General features: G+C 68.4%; 11 protein-coding genes and 1 tRNA gene. 8 read left to right on the top strand and 4 right to left on the bottom strand.

From position 1 onward, the window contains the following. Positions 1–11: 11 nt before the first annotated feature. The gene (locus EIP85_RS05850) at positions 12–218 is read left to right on the top strand and encodes a cold-shock protein (protein ID WP_127901230.1); all 207 of its coding nucleotides are present in this window, start codon (positions 12–14) and stop codon (positions 216–218) included. 487 nt (positions 219–705) lie between these two features. On the opposite strand, the gene EIP85_RS05845 is transcribed toward EIP85_RS05850, so the two are convergent. Further along, positions 706–790: transfer RNA gene (locus tag EIP85_RS05845), tRNA-Leu, on the bottom strand. A gap of 156 nt (positions 791–946) precedes the next feature. On the opposite strand from EIP85_RS05845, the gene EIP85_RS05840 reads away from it, so the two are divergent. From EIP85_RS05840 to gltB, 5 genes are all read left to right on the top strand, one after another. Beyond that, positions 947–1,933, top strand: coding sequence for a complex I NDUFA9 subunit family protein (locus tag EIP85_RS05840; protein WP_127901229.1), 987 nt, complete (start codon positions 947–949; stop codon positions 1,931–1,933). Positions 1,934–1,966: 33 nt separating this feature from the next. Continuing rightward, positions 1,967–2,770, top strand: coding sequence for an undecaprenyl-diphosphate phosphatase (locus EIP85_RS05835; RefSeq protein WP_127901228.1), 804 nt, complete (start codon positions 1,967–1,969; stop codon positions 2,768–2,770). Between the two features lie 166 nt (positions 2,771–2,936). Next, positions 2,937–4,370, top strand: a complete 1,434-nt coding sequence (locus EIP85_RS05830) for an NAD(P)-dependent oxidoreductase (protein WP_127901227.1) — start codon at positions 2,937–2,939, stop codon at positions 4,368–4,370. 154 nt (positions 4,371–4,524) lie between these two features. Then, complete coding sequence (locus EIP85_RS05825; RefSeq protein ID WP_241559905.1) at positions 4,525–5,265, top strand: hypothetical protein; 741 nt, start codon at positions 4,525–4,527, stop codon at positions 5,263–5,265. Positions 5,266–5,360: 95 nt separating this feature from the next. Continuing rightward, on the top strand, positions 5,361–9,899 hold the full coding sequence (gene gltB, locus EIP85_RS05820) for a glutamate synthase large subunit (protein WP_127901226.1): 4,539 nt from the start codon (positions 5,361–5,363) through the stop codon (positions 9,897–9,899). A gap of 164 nt (positions 9,900–10,063) precedes the next feature. Here gltB and EIP85_RS05815 read toward each other — a convergent pair whose 3' ends face one another. Next, positions 10,064–11,224: a M20 aminoacylase family protein gene (locus EIP85_RS05815; RefSeq protein ID WP_127901225.1), complete on the bottom strand. Its 1,161-nt coding sequence runs from the start codon at positions 11,222–11,224 to the stop codon at positions 10,064–10,066. 70 nt (positions 11,225–11,294) lie between these two features. Beyond that, positions 11,295–12,650, bottom strand: coding sequence for a cytochrome-c peroxidase (locus EIP85_RS05810; RefSeq protein WP_127901224.1), 1,356 nt, complete (start codon positions 12,648–12,650; stop codon positions 11,295–11,297). 128 nt (positions 12,651–12,778) lie between these two features. Here EIP85_RS05810 and EIP85_RS05805 point away from each other — a divergent pair, with 128 nt between their 5' ends. Both EIP85_RS05805 and EIP85_RS05800 read left to right on the top strand, forming a co-directional pair. Further along, a complete protein-coding gene (locus EIP85_RS05805) occupies positions 12,779–14,599 on the top strand; it encodes an autotransporter assembly complex protein TamA (protein ID WP_127901223.1) in 1,821 nt (606 codons plus the stop codon). Beyond that, positions 14,599–18,141 carry a translocation/assembly module TamB domain-containing protein gene (locus EIP85_RS05800; RefSeq protein WP_127901222.1) on the top strand — a complete coding sequence of 1,181 codons (3,543 nt, stop codon included), beginning with the start codon at positions 14,599–14,601 and terminating at the stop codon, positions 18,139–18,141. The genes EIP85_RS05805 and EIP85_RS05800 overlap by 1 nt, the downstream gene beginning before the upstream one ends. A gap of 38 nt (positions 18,142–18,179) precedes the next feature. Here EIP85_RS05800 and EIP85_RS05795 read toward each other — a convergent pair whose 3' ends face one another. Further along, the gene (locus EIP85_RS05795) at positions 18,180–19,013 is read right to left on the bottom strand and encodes a YihY/virulence factor BrkB family protein (protein WP_127901221.1); all 834 of its coding nucleotides are present in this window, start codon (positions 19,011–19,013) and stop codon (positions 18,180–18,182) included. Positions 19,014–19,043 lie beyond the last annotated feature (30 nt).

Raw genomic sequence — 19,043 nt, 5'->3', positions numbered from 1 at the left:
AGGGATTTCACATGGCCAAGGGCAAAGTGAAATGGTTCAACGCCACCAAGGGTTTCGGCTTCATCGAGCCGGAAGGTGGCAAGAAGGACGTTTTCGTCCACATCTCCGCGGTTGAGCGCTCCGGTCTGTCCACCCTGGCCGATGGCCAAGCGGTGACCTTCGACATCGAGCCGGGCCGCGACGGCCGCGAGGCCGCGACCAATCTGGCTCTGGCCTGATCGGTTCCGGGCGGGGGCGGCGTGCCGTCCCTGCCCACTCCGCTGCCTCTCGCCGGGCGCGTTACCTGGCAGTTACAAGGACCTGCGATAAGGGCCCTCTGATCGAGAGGTCGCGCAGATGTCCGATATCGCAGCCGCCCCGCGCGGCATGGCACATCCCCCCGCTTCACATCCGCCTAAGACGGCCAGTCGCGCTTTCGGCGCGGGCTGATCTTTGCGCTGGTTCTGCGCGTTTGGGGCGTGTGGGTGCGCGAATCCCGAGGACGCGTTCCGCCGGCCCCGGCATGGCGGCAGCGGGAGGTTGGTGAGGCCGGTCAGATTCCCGATGGATAACGAGGAGCTTTGCGTCGCAGGGGCGACGCGACTCGGGCCACTCCGCCTGAACGATGCGCAGCGGGTTTCCTGGACGGCCAAAACGCCCCGGCCCTTACCCGGGCGGGTGCGTCAAACGGCTTATTTTCTTGGGGATGCTTCCCTGCGGGAAGAATGGTGCCCAGAAGAGGACTCGAACCTCCACACCTTTCGGTACAGGTACCTGAAACCTGCGCGTCTACCAATTCCGCCATCTGGGCGATGTCGTGCGGCGGGGTCTATCCGGGCGCGCGGGGGCTGTCAACAGGTCGCAAGCGGAAACCGCAAGGATGAATCGCGCCTTGTTCACGTCCCCGCCGGGAGCTATTGACAGGCAGCGCGGGCCTGGCGCGAAGGACAGCTACGGAGGCTACGATATGTCGCAACTGGTGACCATCATCGGTGGGTCCGGATTCGTGGGGCGTTACATCGCCCGGCGTCTGGCCAAGGCGGGGTGGCGGGTCCGCGTGGCGGTGCGCCGTCCCAACGACGCGATCTTCGTGAAGCCCTACGGCACGGTCGGGCAGGTCGAACCGGTGTTCTGCAACATTCGTGACGATGCCTCGCTCAAGGCGGTGATCATGGGGGCGGACGCGGTGGTCAACTGCGTCGGCGTCATGGACCGTGGCGGCAAGAATTCCATGCAGCGCGTGAATGACGAAGGGGCTGGCCGCGTCGCCCGGATTGCGGCCGAGATGGGCGTGGAACGACTCGTCCATGTCTCCGCGATTGGCGCGGATGCGGCGGGTCCCTCCATCTACGCGCAGAGCAAGGCGGCGGGCGAGGCGGCGGTTACGTCTGCCTTCCCGGGCGCGGTGATCCTGAGGCCCTCGCTGATTTTCGGGCCGGAAGACAAGCTTTTCAACCGCTTCGCCGGGATGGCGGCGCGCGGCCCGGTCCTGCCGCTGGTTGGCGCGGGCACCAAGTTCCAGCCGGTTTACGTGGACGATGTCGCCGCGGCGGCCGAGGCTGCGGTGCTGGGCAAGGCGGCGCCCGGTGTTTACGAACTTGGCGGGCCGGACGTGGTGAGCTTCCGCGAAATGATGAAGGCCATGCTCGCGGTCATCCAGCGGCGCCGGATGATCGTCGGCCTGCCGTTCTGGCTGGGTTCGGTCATGGGCGCGGGCTTCGACCTGCTGCAGTCACTGACGCTGGGGCTGTTGTCGAACAAGGTGCTGACCCGCGACCAGGTGCGCAGCCTGAAGAGCGACAATGTCGTGAGTGCGGGGGCCAAGGGCCTGGCCGACCTTGGCATTGCGCCGACGCCGATGGGGGCGATCCTGCCAGAGTATCTGTGGCGGTTCCGCGTTTCGGGCCAGTATGCGGCAATCCGGGATTCGGCGAAGAACCTCCGTAAAGTCTGACCCGCCGCGGCGGCGCATAGCGAGTAAACCCATATGACCGAACACGTTTTTCTGGTGTCGGCCTTCCTCGGCCTGATCGAGGGGCTGACCGAGTTCCTGCCCGTTTCTTCGACCGCCCACCTTCTGATCGCCGCGCAGTATCTGCACTTCGACGCCTCGGGGAAGACCTTCGAGGTGGTGATCCAGCTGGGCGCGATCCTGGCGCTGCTCTGGGTCTATGCCGGCAAGCTGTGGGAGACGTTCTCCACCGCGCCGAAAAGCGCCGAATCGCGGCGGTTCATCGCCTCCGTCGCCATCGCCTTCCTGCCTGCGGCGGTGATCGGGGTGCTGGCCTATCACACGATCAAGACGGTGTTCTTCGAGTCGGACCTGCTGATCGCCTCGGCGCTGATCCTTGGCGGGATCGTCCTGCTGCTGGTCGAGCGGATGGACCACAAGCCGCGCCATTTCGATGCCACGAAATACCCGCTGCTGATGTCGCTGGGGATCGGCTTTGTGCAATGTCTGGCAATGATTCCGGGGGTTTCCCGGTCGGGCGCCACGATCGTGGGGGCGATGCTTCTGAAGGGCGACCGGCGCTCGGCGGCGGAATTCTCGTTCTTCCTGTCGATCCCGACGATGATCGCCGCGACCGGGTACGACCTCTACAAGTCCTGGCACATGCTGGACTGGAGCGCGCTGAACGAGATCGCGGTGGGCTTCGTGGTCGCCTTCTTCTCGGCGCTGGTGGTGGTGAAGACGTTCCTCGGCTTCGTGCAGCGCTATGGCTACCACGTCTTCGCCTGGTGGCGAATCATCGTCGGGCTGGTGGTCCTGGCGGGCCTCGTGATCCGGTGATCGACAGATAGGTAAACTATACTGACATAAAATTGGCCGGGCCGAGCAGAAATCTGACGGGGCGGGCCAAAAAAGCGATAATTAGGTCAGCATAGCTGACTTTTCATTTCCGCAGGCCGGATTTATCAAGGCGCACCCGCTCGTTTTGCCGCAGGGAGGCGCCGTCATGGCCAAGGAACCTATGCTCAAGTTCGTCTCCGTTGCGAAGGAGATGCCTGAGAAGCGTCCGCCCGATCTACGGGCGCAGGATTTCCATGAGATCTACCGGGAGTACGCCGAGGCCAAGGCGGGCGAGCAGGCCGGGCGTTGCAGCCAGTGCGGCGTGCCCTTCTGCCAGTCGCATTGCCCGCTGCACAACAACATCCCCGACTGGCTTCGCCTGACCGCGATGGGCCGGCTGGAGGAGGCCTACGAGCTTTCCCAGGCAACCAACACATTCCCCGAGATCTGCGGCCGGATCTGCCCGCAGGACCGGCTTTGCGAGGGCAATTGCGTTATCGAGCAGTCGGGCCACGGCACCGTGACCATCGGTGCGGTGGAGAAGTACCTGACCGATACCGCCTGGGAACAGGGCTGGGTGAAGCCGATCCGGCCGGCCGCCGAGCGTGGCGAGAGCGTGGGGATCATCGGCGCGGGGCCGGGGGGCCTGGCGGCGGCGGATGCCCTGCGGCGCAAGGGACTGCAGGTCACCGTCTACGACCGGCACGACCGCGCGGGCGGGCTGCTGACCTACGGCATTCCGGGCTTCAAGCTGGAAAAGACCATCGTCATGCAGCGCATCGAGCAGCTGCAGGCGGCGGGCGTGAATTTCGTGCTGAACTGCAACGTCGGCGTCGATCTGAGCTTCGACGCGATCCGCGGCCAGCATGACGCCGTTCTGATCGCCACCGGCGTCTACAAGGCGCGCGACCTGCGGGCGCCGGGCGTGGGCGTGCCGGGGATCGTCAAGGCATTGGATTACCTGACCCTTTCCAACCGCAGAAGCTTCGGCGACGAGATGCCCGAGTTCGACGACGGCACGCTTGACGCGAAGGGCAAACGCGTCGTCGTCATCGGCGGCGGCGATACCGCGATGGACTGCGTGCGGACCGCCGTGCGGCAGGGCGCGGTGAGCGTGAAATGCCTGTATCGCCGGGACCGCGCGAACATGCCGGGCAGCCAGCGCGAAGTGGCCAATGCCGAAGAGGAAGGCGTTGAATTCGTGTGGCTTTCTGCGCCGAAGGGCTTCACCGGCGCGCCGGTGGAAAGCGTCATCGTGCAGCGCATGCGGCTGGGAGAGCCGGATGCCGGAGGCCGCCAGATGCCGGAACTGATCGAGGGCGCCGATTACGTCGAACCCGCCGACCTGGTCATCATGGCGCTGGGCTTCGAGCCGGAGGACCTGCCGGGGGACTGGCAGGCGCCGGACCTGTCGGTGACGCGCTGGGGCACGGTGAAGGCCGATTTCCGCAGCCACCAGACCTCGGTCCCGGGCGTCTTCGCGGCGGGCGATATCGTGCGCGGCGCGAGCCTTGTCGTCTGGGCGATTCGGGATGGGCGGGAAGCGGCCGAGGCCATTCTCGACTATCTTGCGCAGCCCGCCGCCGTCGCGGCTGAATGAAACCTTAAGGGACCGGACTGGAAACACCGTAACAGCACCGCTTTCGCACCGCTTTCACACCGACGTGTCCCCGGCTTCTGGCCCAGGTGCGCAAAACTGGAACGGACGCGGCGAAATTTGGGACAGCAAGGCTGACCCGACAGGAGGCAATGGAATGAAGAGCATTCAGGCGGTGATGCGGCAGTTCGGCCTGCCGGCGGGGCTCGCGCTCGGGCTTTCGGCGTTCGGCCTTCCGGCCTTCGCGGCGGGGAACTTCACCCCGCCGAAGGGCTGCACGGGGTTCCTGACGGTGCAGATGCACGGCTGCATGGTCTCCAACCACTACCGCTGCGAGGGCGACCCGAAGGGCAACCAGTGGCGGATCGACTTCAACTCCGACGGGCCGGTCTTCGTCAGCCGGATCGATTATGAGACGCAGTGGCTGGAATCCTTCGATCTGGGCGCGGGGACGCATGACGTGCTGAAGCAGCCGTCGAAGGATCCGGCGTCGTTCAGCGATCTGCTGAAGACCGGCAAGGACACCTACGATTTCGAGACCGTCACCGACGGCGGCAAGATCCAGCACATCACCGGCTACGACAAGCTGACCGGCAAGACCAAGGTGCTGGGCGGCGAGACGCTGGAGCAGACCCAGTTCGACACCAAGGAGACCGGGGCAGACGGCAAGATGATCTGGCATTCGACGGGCCATGAATGGATCAGCCGGAAATGGCGGCTGTTCCTGGCCGGGGCCGGGATCTGGCAGGACGACAAGGGCAAGCTGCCCTACGACAACACGCCGATGCTGCTTTTGCAGAAGGGGCAGAAGGGCTTCATGTCCACCACCCCGGAATTCGACTGCAACTCGGTGATGTCGAGCCTTGTGCGGCCCACGCCGAAGAAGGCCGTGGACTAGATTTGAACACGGGCCGGGCGCGCGGGATGGCCGCGCCGGACGGCACGTGAGGATGTGACTGCCCTTCGGGGCCTCTTCGAAGAGGGAAGAGCGCGATGACCAAGTTTGACGATGCCTGGGTGGCGGCCGAGGAAGCCAAGCGCGCCTACATGAACGAGCAATCGCTTTGGCGCGAGGAGGACGAACACGCCTCCTGCGGCGTCGGGCTGGTGGTCTCGATCTCGGGCAAGCCGTCGCGCAAGGTGGTGGAGAACGGGATCGACGCGCTGAAGGCGGTCTGGCACCGCGGGGCGGTGGATGCCGACGGCAAGACCGGCGACGGGGCGGGGATCCATGTGCAGATCCCGGTGCCGTTCTTCAACGACCAGATCCGCCGCACCGGGCACGAGCCCGACCTGTCGAAGCTGATCGCCGTGGGCCAGGTCTTCCTGCCGCGCACCGATTTCGGCGCGCAGGAGCGCTGCCGGACCATCGTGGAGACGGAAGTCCTGCGCATGGGCCACTACATCTACGGCTGGCGGCACGTGCCGGTGAACACCGACGTGCTGGGCGAGAAGGCAAACGCGACGCGCCCGGAGATCGAGCAGATCCTGATCCGCAACGATACCGGCGTGGACGAGGAGGCGTTCGAGCGCGAGCTCTACATCATCCGCCGCCGGATCGAGAAGGCGGCCGCGGCGGCGCAGATCGCGGGGCTCTACCTTTGTTCGCTGTCGTGCCGGAGCGTGATCTACAAGGGGATGATGCTGGCCGAGCAGGTCGCAGAGTTCTACCCGGACCTGCAGGACGAGCGGTTCGAGAGCGCCTTCGCGATCTACCACCAGCGCTATTCCACCAACACCTTCCCGCAATGGTGGCTGGCGCAGCCGTTCCGGATGCTGGCGCATAACGGCGAGATCAACACGCTGAAGGGCAACGTGAACTGGATGCGGAGCCACGAGATCCGCATGGCGTCGTCGACCTTCGGGGAGTGGGCCGAGGACATCAAGCCGATCGTGCCGACGGGGGCGTCCGACTCCGGCGCGCTCGATGCCGTGTTCGAGGTGATGGTGCGGGCGGGCCGCTCCGCGCCGATGGCGAAGACCATGCTGGTGCCCGAGGCCTGGTCGAAGGTCGCGGGCGAGCTGCCGCAGGCCTGGGCCGACATGTACGCCTATTGCAACGCCGTGATGGAGCCCTGGGACGGGCCGGCGGCGCTGGCGATGACGGACGGGCGCTGGGTCTGCGCCGGGCTGGACCGCAACGGGCTTCGGCCGATGCGCTACGTGGTGACGGGCGACGGGATGCTGATCGCCGGGTCGGAAGCCGGGATGGTGCCGATCGACGAGGCGACGGTGCGCGAGAAGGGCGCGCTGGGGCCGGGGCAGATGATCGCCGTCGACATGAAGGACGGCAAGCTCTTCCACGACCGCGAGATGAAGGACCGGCTGGCCGCCGCGCAGCCCTATGCCGACTGGCTGGAGAAGGTCGTCGAGCTGAACACGCTGCTGCGGGACGTGCCCGAGGCCCCGTTGTTCGAGGGCGAGGAGCTGCGCCGCCGCCAGATCGCCGCGGGCTACAGCCTCGAGGACCTGGAGCAGGTGCTGGCGCCGATGGCGGAGGACGGCAAGGAGATGATCGCCTCGATGGGCGACGACACGCCGGCCGCGGTGCTTTCGACCGGGTACCGGCCGCTGAGCCATTTCTTCCGGCAGAACTTCAGCCAGGTCACCAACCCGCCGATCGACAGCCTGCGCGAAAGCCGGGTGATGAGCCTGAAGACGCGGTTCGGCAACCTGAAGAACGTGCTGGACGAGGACAGCAGCCAGACCGAGATCCTGGTGCTGGAGAGCCCGTTCATCGCCAATGCCGAGTTCGCCATGATGGTGCAGCAGTTCGGCGAGAGCGTCGGCGTGATCGACTGCACCTTCGCCGCCGGCGGCGAGCATGACGCGCTGCGCCACGGGCTGGAGCGGATCCGCGCCGAGGCGGAGGATGCCGTGCGTTCGGGCGCGGGGCACCTCGTGCTGACCGACGAGCATCAGGGCGAGGGCCGCGTGGCCATGCCGATGATCCTTGCCACCTCGGCCGTGCATAGCTGGCTGACGCGGAAGGGCCTGCGGACTTTCTGCTCGGTCAATGTCCGGTCGGCGGAATGCATCGACCCGCATTACTTCGCGGTGCTGATCGGCTGCGGGGCGACCACGGTGAACGCCTACCTGGCGCAGGATTCGATCGCCGACCGGATCCGGCGCGGGCTGATCGAGGGTTCGCTGGAGGACGCGATGCGGCGCTACCGCGCGGCGATCGACGCCGGGCTGCTGAAGATCATGTCGAAGATGGGCATCTCGGTGATCTCCTCCTACCGCGGGGGTCTGAACTTCGAGGCCGTCGGCCTGTCCCGCGCGATGGTGGCGGAGTATTTCCCCGGCATGCACAGCCGGATCTCCGGCATCGGCGTGCTCGGCATCCAGCACAAGCTGGAGGAAGTCCACGCCAAGGGCTGGGCCGGCGGCGCGGGCGTGCTGCCGATCGGCGGTTTCTACAAGGCCCGTCGCTCGGGCGAGAAGCACGCCTGGGAAGCGCAGACGATGCACATGCTGCAGGCGGCCTGCGACCGGGCGTCCTATGACCTCTGGCAGCAGTATTCAGCGGCGATGCGGGCCAACCCGCCGATCCATCTGCGCGACCTTCTGGACATCAAGCCCCTTGGCCGGCCGGTGCAGATCGAGGAGGTGGAGAGCATCACCTCGATCCGTAAGCGGTTCGTGACGCCGGGGATGTCGCTGGGCGCGCTGAGCCCGGAGGCGCACAAGACGCTGAACATCGCCATGAACCGGATCGGCGCGAAGTCCGACAGCGGCGAGGGCGGAGAGGATCCGGCGCATTTCCAGCCGGAGCCGAACGGCGACAACCCGTCGGCCAAGATCAAGCAGGTCGCCTCGGGGCGGTTCGGCGTGACCGCCGAATACCTCAACGCCTGCGAGGAGCTGGAGATCAAGGTGGCGCAGGGCGCGAAGCCCGGCGAGGGCGGGCAGCTGCCCGGCCTGAAGGTGACGAAGCTGATCGCGCGCCTGCGGCACTCCACGCCCGGCGTGACGCTGATCTCGCCGCCGCCGCATCACGATATCTACTCGATCGAGGATCTGGCGCAGCTGATCTACGACCTGAAGCAGATCAACCCGCGCGCCAAGGTGACGGTGAAGCTCGTCTCCTCCTCCGGCGTCGGCACGATCGCGGCGGGGGTGGCGAAGGCCAAGGCCGACGTGATCCTGATCTCGGGCCACAACGGCGGCACGGGCGCCTCGCCCGCGACCTCGATCAAATACGCCGGCCTTCCGTGGGAGATGGGGCTGACCGAGGCGCATCAGGTTCTGGCGATGAACAACCTGCGCGAGCGGATCACGCTGCGCACGGACGGGGGCCTGCGCACCGGCCGCGACATCATCATCGCGGCCATGATGGGGGCCGAGGAATACGGCATCGGCACCGCGGCGCTGATTGCCATGGGCTGCATCATGGTGCGGCAGTGCCAGTCGAACACCTGCCCTGTCGGCGTCTGCACCCAGGACGAGCGGCTGCGGCAGAAGTTCACCGGCTCCGCCGACAAGGTGGTGAACCTGATCACCTTCTACGCGCAGGAGGTGCGGGAGATCCTCGCCTCGATCGGCGCGCGGACGATGGATGACATCATCGGCCGGGCCGACCTTCTGACCCAGGTCAGCCGGGGGGCGGCGCATCTCGACGATCTCGACCTCAACCCGCTGCTGATCACCGTCGATGGCGCTTCGAAGATCCGCTACGACCGCTCCAAGCCGCGCAACGCGGTGCCGGAGACGCTGGATGCGGAGATCATCCGCGACGGCGCGCGCTTCTTCGAGGACGGGGAGAAGATGCAGCTGTCCTACGCGGTGCGGAACACCCACCGGACCATCGGGACGCGGGCGTCGAGCCATATCGTCAAGCGGTTCGGGATGAACAACAAGCTGCAGCCCGACCATCTGACGGTGAAGCTGTCGGGGTCCTGCGGGCAGTCGCTGGGCGCCTTTGCGGTCAACGGGCTGCGGATCGAGGTGCAGGGCGACGCCAACGACTATGTCGGCAAGGGGCTTTCGGGCGGGACCATCGCGGTGCGCCCGCCGATGGCCTCTCCGCTGGAGGCGGGGCGGAACACGATCATCGGCAACACGGTGCTTTATGGCGCGACCGACGGGCATCTTTTCGCGGCCGGGCGTGCGGGCGAGCGCTTCGCGGTCCGGAACTCCGGCGCGAAGGTGGTGATCGAGGGCTGCGGGTCGAACGGCTGCGAGTACATGACCGGAGGGGTGGCGGTGATCCTGGGCTCGATCGGCGCGAATTTCGGCGCCGGGATGACCGGGGGGATGGCCTATCTCTACGATCCCGACGGGACGGCGGAGGATTACATCAACGGCGAGACGCTGGTGACCTGCGCCGTGGCCCATCCGCACTGGGAGGCCGAGCTGAAGGGGCTGGTGGAACGCCACGCGCGCGAGACCGGCAGCCGGAAGGCGGCCGCGATCCTGGCCGACTGGGCCGAGGAGCGGGCGAACTTCCTGCAGGTCTGCCCGAAGGAGATGCTGGTGCACCTGGCCTATCCGCTGTCCGAAGGGGCAGAGGCCGTGCCGGCCGAGTAAGGCCCCCGACGGAACCCGCGCGCGCCGGACGACAGGCGCGCGCAGGAGACCGGCATGCGAACGGGATCTGCATGCGAACGAGATCGGCGCCCGGGGGAAACTCTCCCCACTCCCGGTGCCGCATTGGCCCCCCCGGTTCATCCGTGGGGGCCTTTTTTGTCGGCTCAGGCGGCGGCGCCGCGGGTTTCGACCATGCGGGCCAGAAGGGCCGCGCCGACCGGCAGGATCGCGTCGTCCAGCACGAAGCCCGCGTTGTGGAGCGGCACGTCGCCGCCATGACCCACCGTGCAATAGGCGCCGGGGACCTTGGCGAGCATGTCGGCGAAATCCTCCGATCCCATCACCAGGTCGGTCTTGCGGCGGGCGTTGGCGGCGCCGGTGATCTCGGCCGCGGCGGCGAGCATGTGCTCGGAGTGGTCGGGGTCGTTCATCAGGACGTCGAAGACGTTGCGCAGGTCGAGGGTGATCGTGGCGCCGTGGGCGCGGCCGAACCCGTCGCAGATCTCGGCCATGCGGCGGGCGACGATCTCCGCCGCCTCGCGGTCGAAATAGCGGATGGTGCCGCAGAGCGTGGCCTGTTCGGGGATGACGTTATAGGCCGCGCCGGAGTGGATCTGGGTGACGGAGAGGACGACCGGGCTGGTCGAGGGCACCGAGCGGGACACGATGGTCTGGAGCTGGCCAACCAGCGCCGAGGCGATCATCAGCGGGTCGATCGTGGCCTCGGGCCGGGCTGCGTGGCCGCCGCGGCCAGTCACGGTAATGTCGAAGAAGTTGGCGCCGGCCATCGCCGGGCCCGGCTTCACCCCGATCTCGCCCGGTCCGTCGAAGGGGGAGTTGTGCAGCCCGTAGATCTCGTCGCAGGGGAACCGCTCGAAAAGCCCCTCCTCGATCATCGCGCGGGCGCCGCCGAGGCCCTCTTCGGCGGGCTGGAAGATCAGAACGGCGGTGCCGGCGAAATCGCGGTTCTCGGCGAGGTAGCGGGCGGCGCCGAGGAGCATGGTGGTGTGCCCGTCATGGCCGCAGGCATGCATGACGCCGGGGGTCTTGGAGGCATAGGGCAGGTTCGTCTGCTCGTGGATCGGCAGCGCGTCCATGTCGGCGCGCAGGCCGACGGTGCGGCCGGGGCGGTTGCCCTTGATGACGCCGATCACGCCGGTCTTGCCGATGCCGGTCGTGACCTCGATCCCCCAGCCCTTCAGCTTCTCGGCGACGATGCCGGAGGTGCGGACCTCCTCGAACCCCAGCTCGGGGTGTTCGTGCAGGTCGCGGCGGATGGCGGTGAGTTCTTCGGCATATTCGGCGATGCGGTCCTGGGCCGGCATGGGCGTTCCTCGGCTGCTGGGTGGGTGTGCCCGCAGCTATGCATGGCGCCGGCCGGGGTGCAAGGCGGGCTCAGTCCGCGGTCAGCGTGGGGGGCGTGTCGACGGGCAGGCCGCTTGGCACCGCTTTCGGCACCCCGAGACGGCCCTTGAGCGCCTGCGGATCGGTCAGCGTGCCGAGGAAGGCGTAGATCGCGTCGACCTCCGCCGGCGAGAGCGTGACCGGCGTCGCCTTCACCGCGGAGAGGATCGCCTTGCGCTCTGCCGGGTCGTTCCAGGCGGCCCAGTCCTTAAGCGCGCCGGGGTCGTAGCCCTTGGGGAAGACCGCCGAAGGCTTGTAGGCCGCGGCCCCCGCCACGGGATCGGCGTGGTAGCGGATGAACTCCTTCAGGTCGCTGTGCGCGCCGTCGTGGCCCCAGGGGCCGGTCATCATCACGTTCCTCAGCGAGGGGGTGCGGAAGGCATAGATATCGGCCGGGTCGTTGGAGACCTTGTAGCGGCCGAGGTCGCGCTGGTTGGTCTCGAACCGTTCCGTCTTGCCGGGGCCGAGCTGCGGCTCGCCCATGGCGTGGAACTTGTTGTCCGTCAGGAAGGGCCCGGAATGGCAGCTGGAGCAGCGGGCGGCGCCGTAGAAGAGCTTGAGCCCGGCCATCGCCTCGGCCGGCAGGGTGGCCCGGTGGCGGAGGTAGGCGTCGAAGGGCGAGGTGTCGGAGCGCCATTCGACCTCGATGAAGGCGGCGAGCGCGTTGGAGATGTCGGTGAAGGCGATCGGTCGGCCCTTGGCGATCGCCGGGTAGACCTGCGCGAACCGCTCCTGATAGCCGGGTATGGCGCGGATCCGGGCGGCGAGCAGGTCCCAGGCGCCGCCGGGGCCGGAGATGCGGCCCTCGCGCACGACCTTGGAGACGTCGTTCTCCATCGCGTTGCCGGCCATCTCGTCCTGCGCCACCACTGGGAACATGGTTTGTGCGGCCAGCACGGAGGCGAAGCCGCGTACCATCTCGTCCTCCATCGGGGTGCGCAGGCCCGAGGGGCGGGAGGGATCGGCCTCGATCCGCCCGTCGTCGAACATGATGGTGAAGCTCTTGGCGCCGAGGTTGAAGAGCGAGGGCGCGTTGCGGGCGACGCGCCGCTCCGGCACGTTCTTGGGGTCCGGGTGGCGTGCGGGGCCAAGGCCGATGCCGCCCTCGCCGATGTCGAGCGAGACGCCGTCGGAGGTGCCGAAGCGGGTGTTGTGGCAGGTGTCGCAGGCGATGTTGCGGTTGCCGGAGAGGACGGGATCGTAGAACAGGAGCTGGCCGAGCCTAGCCTCGTCCAGGTTCACGGGATTGTAATCCTGCGCCGTGACGGGCGCCGGCAGGTCCCCCGCGCGGGCGGTTGCTGCGGTGCAGAGGGCGATGGCCAATGCGGCCGCGCTGATCCGGTTCATGTTGGCCTTCCTCCCTGCGGCGCAGAAAACCATGTCCGCGCCGCGCAGGGAAGGCCCACCGATGCCCGCCGCGCGCGGTCTTGTGCGATTGAAGGCCCGGCGGCGTCGTGCGAAACTTGGGGCATGACATGGTGGAGGCTGGTGTGACGGGGCGGCTCTGGCAGCGGCGCGGGGACGCGTCCCGAGGTGCGATCCTGGCGGTGGCGCTGCTGGCGGCGGCGCCGGCCGGCGCTGCGACGCTGAGCTTCGAGGCGCCGGGGGCGGACAAGGCGCTGCTGTCCGCGCTGAAGGCGGCCTCGCTGCTGGAATCGACGCAGGCGAACAAGGATGCCAAGGCGCAGGACCTGTTCGCCGCCGCGCGCGCGGATTACCGGCGGCTGGTCGGTGCGCTTTACGACGCGGGCTATTTCGCGCCGGTGATCCATATCCTCGTCGACGGGAAGGAGGCGGCGGGCATCGCGCCGCTCGACGCGCCGGCGAAGATCGGTGCGATCCGGGTCACGGTGGCCAAAGGGCCGCTTTTCACCTTCGGGACGGCGAAGATCGGGCCGCTGGCGCCGAACACGGTGCTGCCGAAAGCCTTCCGGGCCGGCGAGACGGCGAAGAGCGGCGCGATCCAGGCGGCGGTGGACGCGGCCCTGCTTGCCTGGCGCAAGGCGGGGCACGCGAAGGCCACCGTCAGCGGCCAGAAGGTGATCGCCGATGCGCGGACGCACCGGCTGAGCGTCGACATCTCGGTTCTGCCCGGGCCGGCGGTGATGCTGGGGCAGCTTGAGATCACGGGCGCGTCGCAGGTGCGCCGCAAGCGGATCGAGGCGATCGCGGGTTTTCCGGCGGGCACGCCCTATACGCCGAAAAAGCTGCAGGACGTGGCCAACCGGCTGCGGCGGACAGGCGCCTTCGCCTCTGTCGCGCTGACCGAGGCCGACACGCTTGGCCCCGGCGACCGGATGAACGTGACGGCCGCGGTGGTGGACCAGAAGAAGCGGCGGATCGGCTTCGGGGCCGCGATCTCCAGCTCCGAAGGGGCGAGCCTTTCGGCCTTCTGGCTGCACCGCAACCTTTTCGGGGGCGCGGAGAGGTTCAAGCTGAGCGGCGAGATCGACGGGATAGGGTCGCAGGCCGGCGGGCGGAGCTATACGCTTTCGGCGCGGCTGGACCGGCCGGCGACCTTCAACGCCGATACCTCGCTTTACGTGATGGGCGAGCTGCAGCGGAAGAACCTGACCGATTACAACGCCAATATCATGACCCTGGGGACGGGGCTGAGCCGGATGGTCAACGACCGGCTGACACTGAGTTACGGCGTGGGTTTCGACCGCGAGCGGGTGACGGATGCCTCGGGTACCTATTCCTACAAGGACGCGACGCTGCCCCTGCAGGCGGTCTATGACAGCCGCGACAACGCGCTCAACGCCAGGAAGGGTGTCTACCTCGACGCGGGCGTCATGCCGTTCAAGGGGTTCGGCGGCACCGGGACGGGCGCAAAGCTGACCTTCGACGCGCGGGCCTACAAGGCGCTGGGTTCGCGGATCGTGCTGGCGGGGCGCATCCAGGGCGGGTCCATCCTCGGATCGGCGCTGGCGGCGACGCCGCGGGATTACCTGTTCTATTCCGGTGGCGGCGGGACGGTCAGGGGGCAACCCTACCAGTCGCTGGGCGTCTACGGGCTGCCGGGGGGCGTGCGCTCTGGCGGGCGGAGCTTTCTCGGGCTTTCGGGCGAGGTCAGGGCGCAGCTGAAGGGGCCGTTCGGGCTCGTCGCCTTCTACGATGCGGGCTACGTGGGCGAGGGCAGCCTGGGCGGCAAGGGCGCCTGGCAGGCGGGCGCGGGCCTCGGGCTGCGCTATGACACCGGGATCGGGCCGATCCGGCTTGACGTCGGCGCGCCGGTTTCCGGGCATACCGGCAAGGGCATCCAGCTTTATATCGGCATCGGGCAGGCGTTCTGATGCGGCGGGGTATCCTCCTTCTTCTCCTGCTGCTGCTGCCGGGGCTGGCCTGGGCGCAGGACAAGGGATTCGTCGCCTCGACCCTGGAACAGAGCCTTTCGGGGCCGGGGCGCACGGTGACGATCACCGGGTTCGCCGGGGCCTGGTCTTCCAAGGCGACGATGAAGGAGATGACCGTCGCCGATGCCAAGGGCGTGTGGCTGACGCTGAAGGGCGTGACGCTGGACTGGAGCCGGGCTGCGCTGCTTTCCGGCGAGGTGAAGGTGAACGAGCTTTCGGCCGACGAGATCGATGTGACCCGCAAGCCGGTGAGCCCGCCGTCGAAGGCGCCCTCGGCCGAGGCCGGGGGGTTCAGCCTGCCGGAGCTGCCGGTTTCAGTCGACGTGGGCAAGATCCTGGCGAAGAAAGTGGAGCTGGGCGCGCCGGTGCTGGGACAGGCGGCGGTGGTGACGCTGTCCGGTTCGATGAAGCTGGCGGGGGGCCAGGGCGACGCCAAGCTGGAGATCAAGCGGATCGACGGGGTGCGGGGGGTGTTCTCGCTCGACGCGGGCTATGCCAACAAGACCGGCCAGCTGAAGCTGGATCTGACCGCCGACGAGGGGGCGCATGGGCTGATCACCACGCTTGCGGGGCTGCCCGGGGCGCCCGCGATTTCGCTGAGCGTGAAGGGGACGGGGCCGCTTGATGCCTACAAGGCCGATATCCGGCTGGCCACCGACGGGCAGGAGCGGCTGACCGGGGCGGTGACGCTGAAGACGGCGAAACCGGCGGAGGGCGCCACCACGCCGCCGACCCGTGCCTTCACCGCCGATCTCAAGGGCGATATCTCGCCCCTCTTCGCGCCGGAGTACCAGCCGTTCTTCGGGCCCGACATGCAGCTGGCCGTCAGCGGCACCCAGGCGCCGGGGGGGGACCTCGTGCTGTCGCAGTTGAAGCTGAAGGCGCGCTCCATCGACCTGGGCGGACAGGTGACGATCGGGCCGGACGGGCTGCCGACGCTGATCGACCTCAGCGGGCGGATCGCCTCGCAGGACGGCGGGCCGGTGCTGCTGCCGCTGCCGGGGGTGAAGACGAAGATCGGCGGGGCCGACCTGACGTTCGCCTTCGACGCCGGAAAGGGGCAGGGCTGGCAAGGCGGAGTGAAGATTCAGGGTCTGAACAGGCCCGATTTCGCCGCGGAGACGCTCGATCTGGCCGGGAGCGGCACGATCTCGCCCGCGGGCGGCGGGGCGGTGGACGGCACGCTGAAGATCACCGCCGCCGGGTTGAAGCCGCGGGATGCGGCGCTGGCGCAGGCGCTGGGCCAGGCGCTTTCGGGCACGGTGAAATTCGGCTGGAAGGCGGGCGCGCCGCTGGAGCTGCCCGAGGTGGCGCTGGCGGGCGACGGCTATGGGCTGAACGCCTCGGGCCATGTCGACGGGCTGAACGCGGCGCTGAAGGTCGACGGGCAGGCGCAGCTGCATGCCAGCGATCTTTCGCGCTTCGCGGCCCTGGCGGGGCGGCCGCTGGGCGGGGCGGGCGAGGTCTCGGTCAAGGGATCGGCCGCGCTTCTGGCGGGGAGCTTCGATCTGGATGCGACGGTCAAGGGGCAGGACCTGCAGATCGGGCAGGCGGAGGCCGACGGGCTGCTGCGGGGGCAGAGCCGGATCGTCGCTTCGGTGAAGCGGGACGCGGAGGGGACGCGGATCCGCAAGCTTGACGTGACGGCGGGGTCGCTGACGGCGGAGGCTTCGGGCCTGTGGAAGACCGGCGCCTCGGACCTGAGCGCGACGGTCGATTTCGGCGATCTCTCGGCGCTGGGCAAGGGCTTCGGCGGGGCGTTGAAGGCGAAGCTGGGCTACCGCCAGCAGGGTGGCGTCGACCGGGTGAGCCTGACGGGCGAGAGCACGGACCTCGCGGTGGGGCAGAAAGAGGCGGACCGGCTGCTGCGCGGCAAGACCTCGCTGGATGTCGAGGTCAGCCGGAAGGGCGGGAAGATCCTGCTCGACAAGCTGGCGCTCGACAATCCGCAGATTTCGGCCAAGGCCGGCGGCGGCACCTCGGCGGCGGGCGCGGGGCAGGGGCAGGTCGTCGACCTGACCGCGCGGCTGGCCGATCTGGCGCTGATCGCCCCCGGCTTTCCGGGGCCGCTGACGGTGAAGGGCACCGTCGGGCAGAGCGCGCAGGGCTACGCGGTCCGGGTTTCGGCGGCTGGCCCGGGAGGGCTGAATGCCGACATCGGCGGCGACGTGGCGGCTGATTTCGCCACTGCGGATCTGACGCTGAAGGGCGGGGTCGACGCCGGGGTGGTCAACGGGCTGATCGAGCCTCGCTCGATCCGCGGGCCGACGCGGTTCGACCTGCGGCTGAAGGGCAAGCCGGGGCTTTCGGCCCTGTCGGGCACGGTCACGCTGGGCCCTGCGCGGCTGGCGGCGCCGACGCTGGGGATCGCGGCTGATCCGGTGAATGCCACCGTCACGCTTGCCGGCGGGCGGGCGCAGGTGCAGGCCAAGGCCACGGTCGGCGGCGGCACGGTCACGGTGAACGGGCCGGTGACGCTGGCCGACCCATTCCCGGCCGATCTGACCGCCAAGCTTGCCAATGTGCTGTTCAAGAACCCGGATCTTTTCAGCACGCGGGTGAGCGGCGATCTGTCGGTGAAGGGCCCGCTGACCGGCGGCGCGCAGATCGCCGGTGCGCTGCGGCTGGGCCAGACGGAGATCCAGGTGCCCTCGACCGGACTGGGCGGCAGCGCCTCGATCCCCGACGGGCTGACCTTCGTGGACGGCACGGCGCAGGAACGGGCGACGCGGGCGCGGGCGGGGCTGGCCAAGCCCGCGGCGGCGCAGGCGACGAGCCGGGCGGCGCCCTTCGGCCTCGACATCACCGTCTCGGCCCCGAACCAGGTGTTCATCCGGGGCCGTGGCCTTGACGCCGAGCTTGGCGGGCGGGTGAAGCTGGGCGGGACGACGGAGAACGTGCTGCCCTCGGGCGGGTTCGACCTGCTGCGCGGGCGGCTCGACATCCTGGGCAAGCGCTTCGACCTGAGCCAGGCGAGCCTGCAGCTGGAAGGGCGGTTCGTGCCGATGGTGCAGATCTCGGCTTCGTCCGAGAATGACGGCGTGACCTCTACCATCACCATCTCGGGCGAGGCGAGCGATCCGAAGATCACCTTCTCCTCCTCGCCACCGCTACCGCAGAGCGAGGTGCTGTCGCAGCTTCTGTTCGGCAAGGGGCTGAACAAGATCTCTGCCCTGCAGGCGGCGCAGCTGGCCTCGGCCGTCGCGACGCTTGCGGGCAAGGGCGGCGAGGGGATCGTCGGCAAGCTCCGGAGCAACTTCGGGCTCGACAACCTCGACGTTCAGACCGGGACCAACGGCGGGGCGGAGGTGAAGGCGGGGAAGTACCTGTCGAAGCGGCTCTATTCCGAGGTGACGGTGGGCAGCGATGGCAAGAGCTCGATCAGCCTGAACCTGGACCTGACGAAATCCGTGACGGTGAAGGGGACGGCGGGCTCGGACGGCTCGACCGGGATCGGGGTCTACCTGCAGCGGGATTACTGAGGGGCGCGCGCGCCGACGGTGCGCGATGAATGCGCACCCTACGGGCCGTGGTGGCTTTCGAGTTCGGCGTTCAGCGCCGCGCCGAGGAGGATCACGTAGGCGCTGATGTAGAACCACATCAGCAGCGCGATGACGGCGCCGATCGAGCCGTAGACCCGGTTGTAGGACGAGAAATTGGCGATGTAGTAGGAAAAGCCGACCGAGGCCGCGGCCCAGAGCGCGACAGCGAGCAGTAGCCCGGGCGAGAGCCAGGGCGAGCGCCTGTCGGGCCGGTTCGGGCCGTAGCGATAGGCGAGACCGACACCGAAAAGCACCACGCCCAGCGAGATCGCCCATTTCACCACGCCCGCCGCCAGCGCCACGAAGGGGCCGAGCGGCACGATGGCCAGCAGGATCGGCACAAGGATCGCCGCGGCCAGCGCGACCAGCGCCACGCCGACGAGCACCAGCGTCAGCACCGCCGAGGCGAGGATATGGCTGACATTGCCGCGGTCGTTGCCGGCATGGGTGGCGTTCACCCCCTCGATCAGGGCCGCGACCCCGGCGCGGGCGGACCAGAGCGCGGCAAGGGTGGTGACGATGGAGGTCCAGCCAAGGGTCGAGACATGGGTGAGGACCAGCGCCTGAACCTGGGTCTGCACGATCTGGAACGCTTCGGGGGGCAGGAAATCGGCCAGGAGCTTTGCCTGGGTCAGCACCACCTGCGGATCGGCAAAATAGCCGAAGAGCGCGATGACGGCGGCAATGCCGGGAAAGACCGCGAGCATGGAGAAGAAGGCGACGCCCGCCGCGATCAGGCCCAGCCGCGCGTCGGCCACGATGCGGGCGACGCCGCGGATCGTGCGCAGGGTGGCGCTGAGATGGGCAAGCATGGGGGCTCCTCGCAGGGGTTCCGGCCTTCC

It is taken from the genome of Solirhodobacter olei (assembly GCF_004010155.1).
In the GTDB taxonomy this organism is placed as follows: Bacteria; Pseudomonadota; Alphaproteobacteria; order Rhodobacterales; family Rhodobacteraceae; genus Solirhodobacter; species Solirhodobacter olei.
This window is presented reverse-complemented; position numbering and strand designations above follow the sequence as displayed.

What these genes read in the sequence shown, in the direction of transcription:
- EIP85_RS05850 (WP_127901230.1), top strand. Translation starts at nt 12, where the DNA reads ATGGCCAAGGGCAAAGTGAAATGGTTCAACGCCACCAAGGGTTTCGGC.
- EIP85_RS05815 (WP_127901225.1), bottom strand. Translation starts at nt 11,224, where the DNA reads ATGCCGGCCCAGGACCGCATCGCCGAATATGCCGAAGAACTCACCGCC.
- EIP85_RS05795 (WP_127901221.1), bottom strand. Translation starts at nt 19,013, where the DNA reads ATGCTTGCCCATCTCAGCGCCACCCTGCGCACGATCCGCGGCGTCGCC.
- EIP85_RS05805 (WP_127901223.1), top strand. Translation starts at nt 12,779, where the DNA reads ATGGTGGAGGCTGGTGTGACGGGGCGGCTCTGGCAGCGGCGCGGGGAC.
- EIP85_RS05835 (WP_127901228.1), top strand. Translation starts at nt 1,967, where the DNA reads ATGACCGAACACGTTTTTCTGGTGTCGGCCTTCCTCGGCCTGATCGAG.
- EIP85_RS05810 (WP_127901224.1), bottom strand. Translation starts at nt 12,650, where the DNA reads ATGAACCGGATCAGCGCGGCCGCATTGGCCATCGCCCTCTGCACCGCA.
- EIP85_RS05825 (WP_241559905.1), top strand. Translation starts at nt 4,525, where the DNA reads ATGAAGAGCATTCAGGCGGTGATGCGGCAGTTCGGCCTGCCGGCGGGG.
- EIP85_RS05830 (WP_127901227.1), top strand. Translation starts at nt 2,937, where the DNA reads ATGGCCAAGGAACCTATGCTCAAGTTCGTCTCCGTTGCGAAGGAGATG.
- EIP85_RS05840 (WP_127901229.1), top strand. Translation starts at nt 947, where the DNA reads ATGTCGCAACTGGTGACCATCATCGGTGGGTCCGGATTCGTGGGGCGT.
- EIP85_RS05800 (WP_127901222.1), top strand. Translation starts at nt 14,599, where the DNA reads ATGCGGCGGGGTATCCTCCTTCTTCTCCTGCTGCTGCTGCCGGGGCTG.
- gltB (WP_127901226.1), top strand. Translation starts at nt 5,361, where the DNA reads ATGACCAAGTTTGACGATGCCTGGGTGGCGGCCGAGGAAGCCAAGCGC.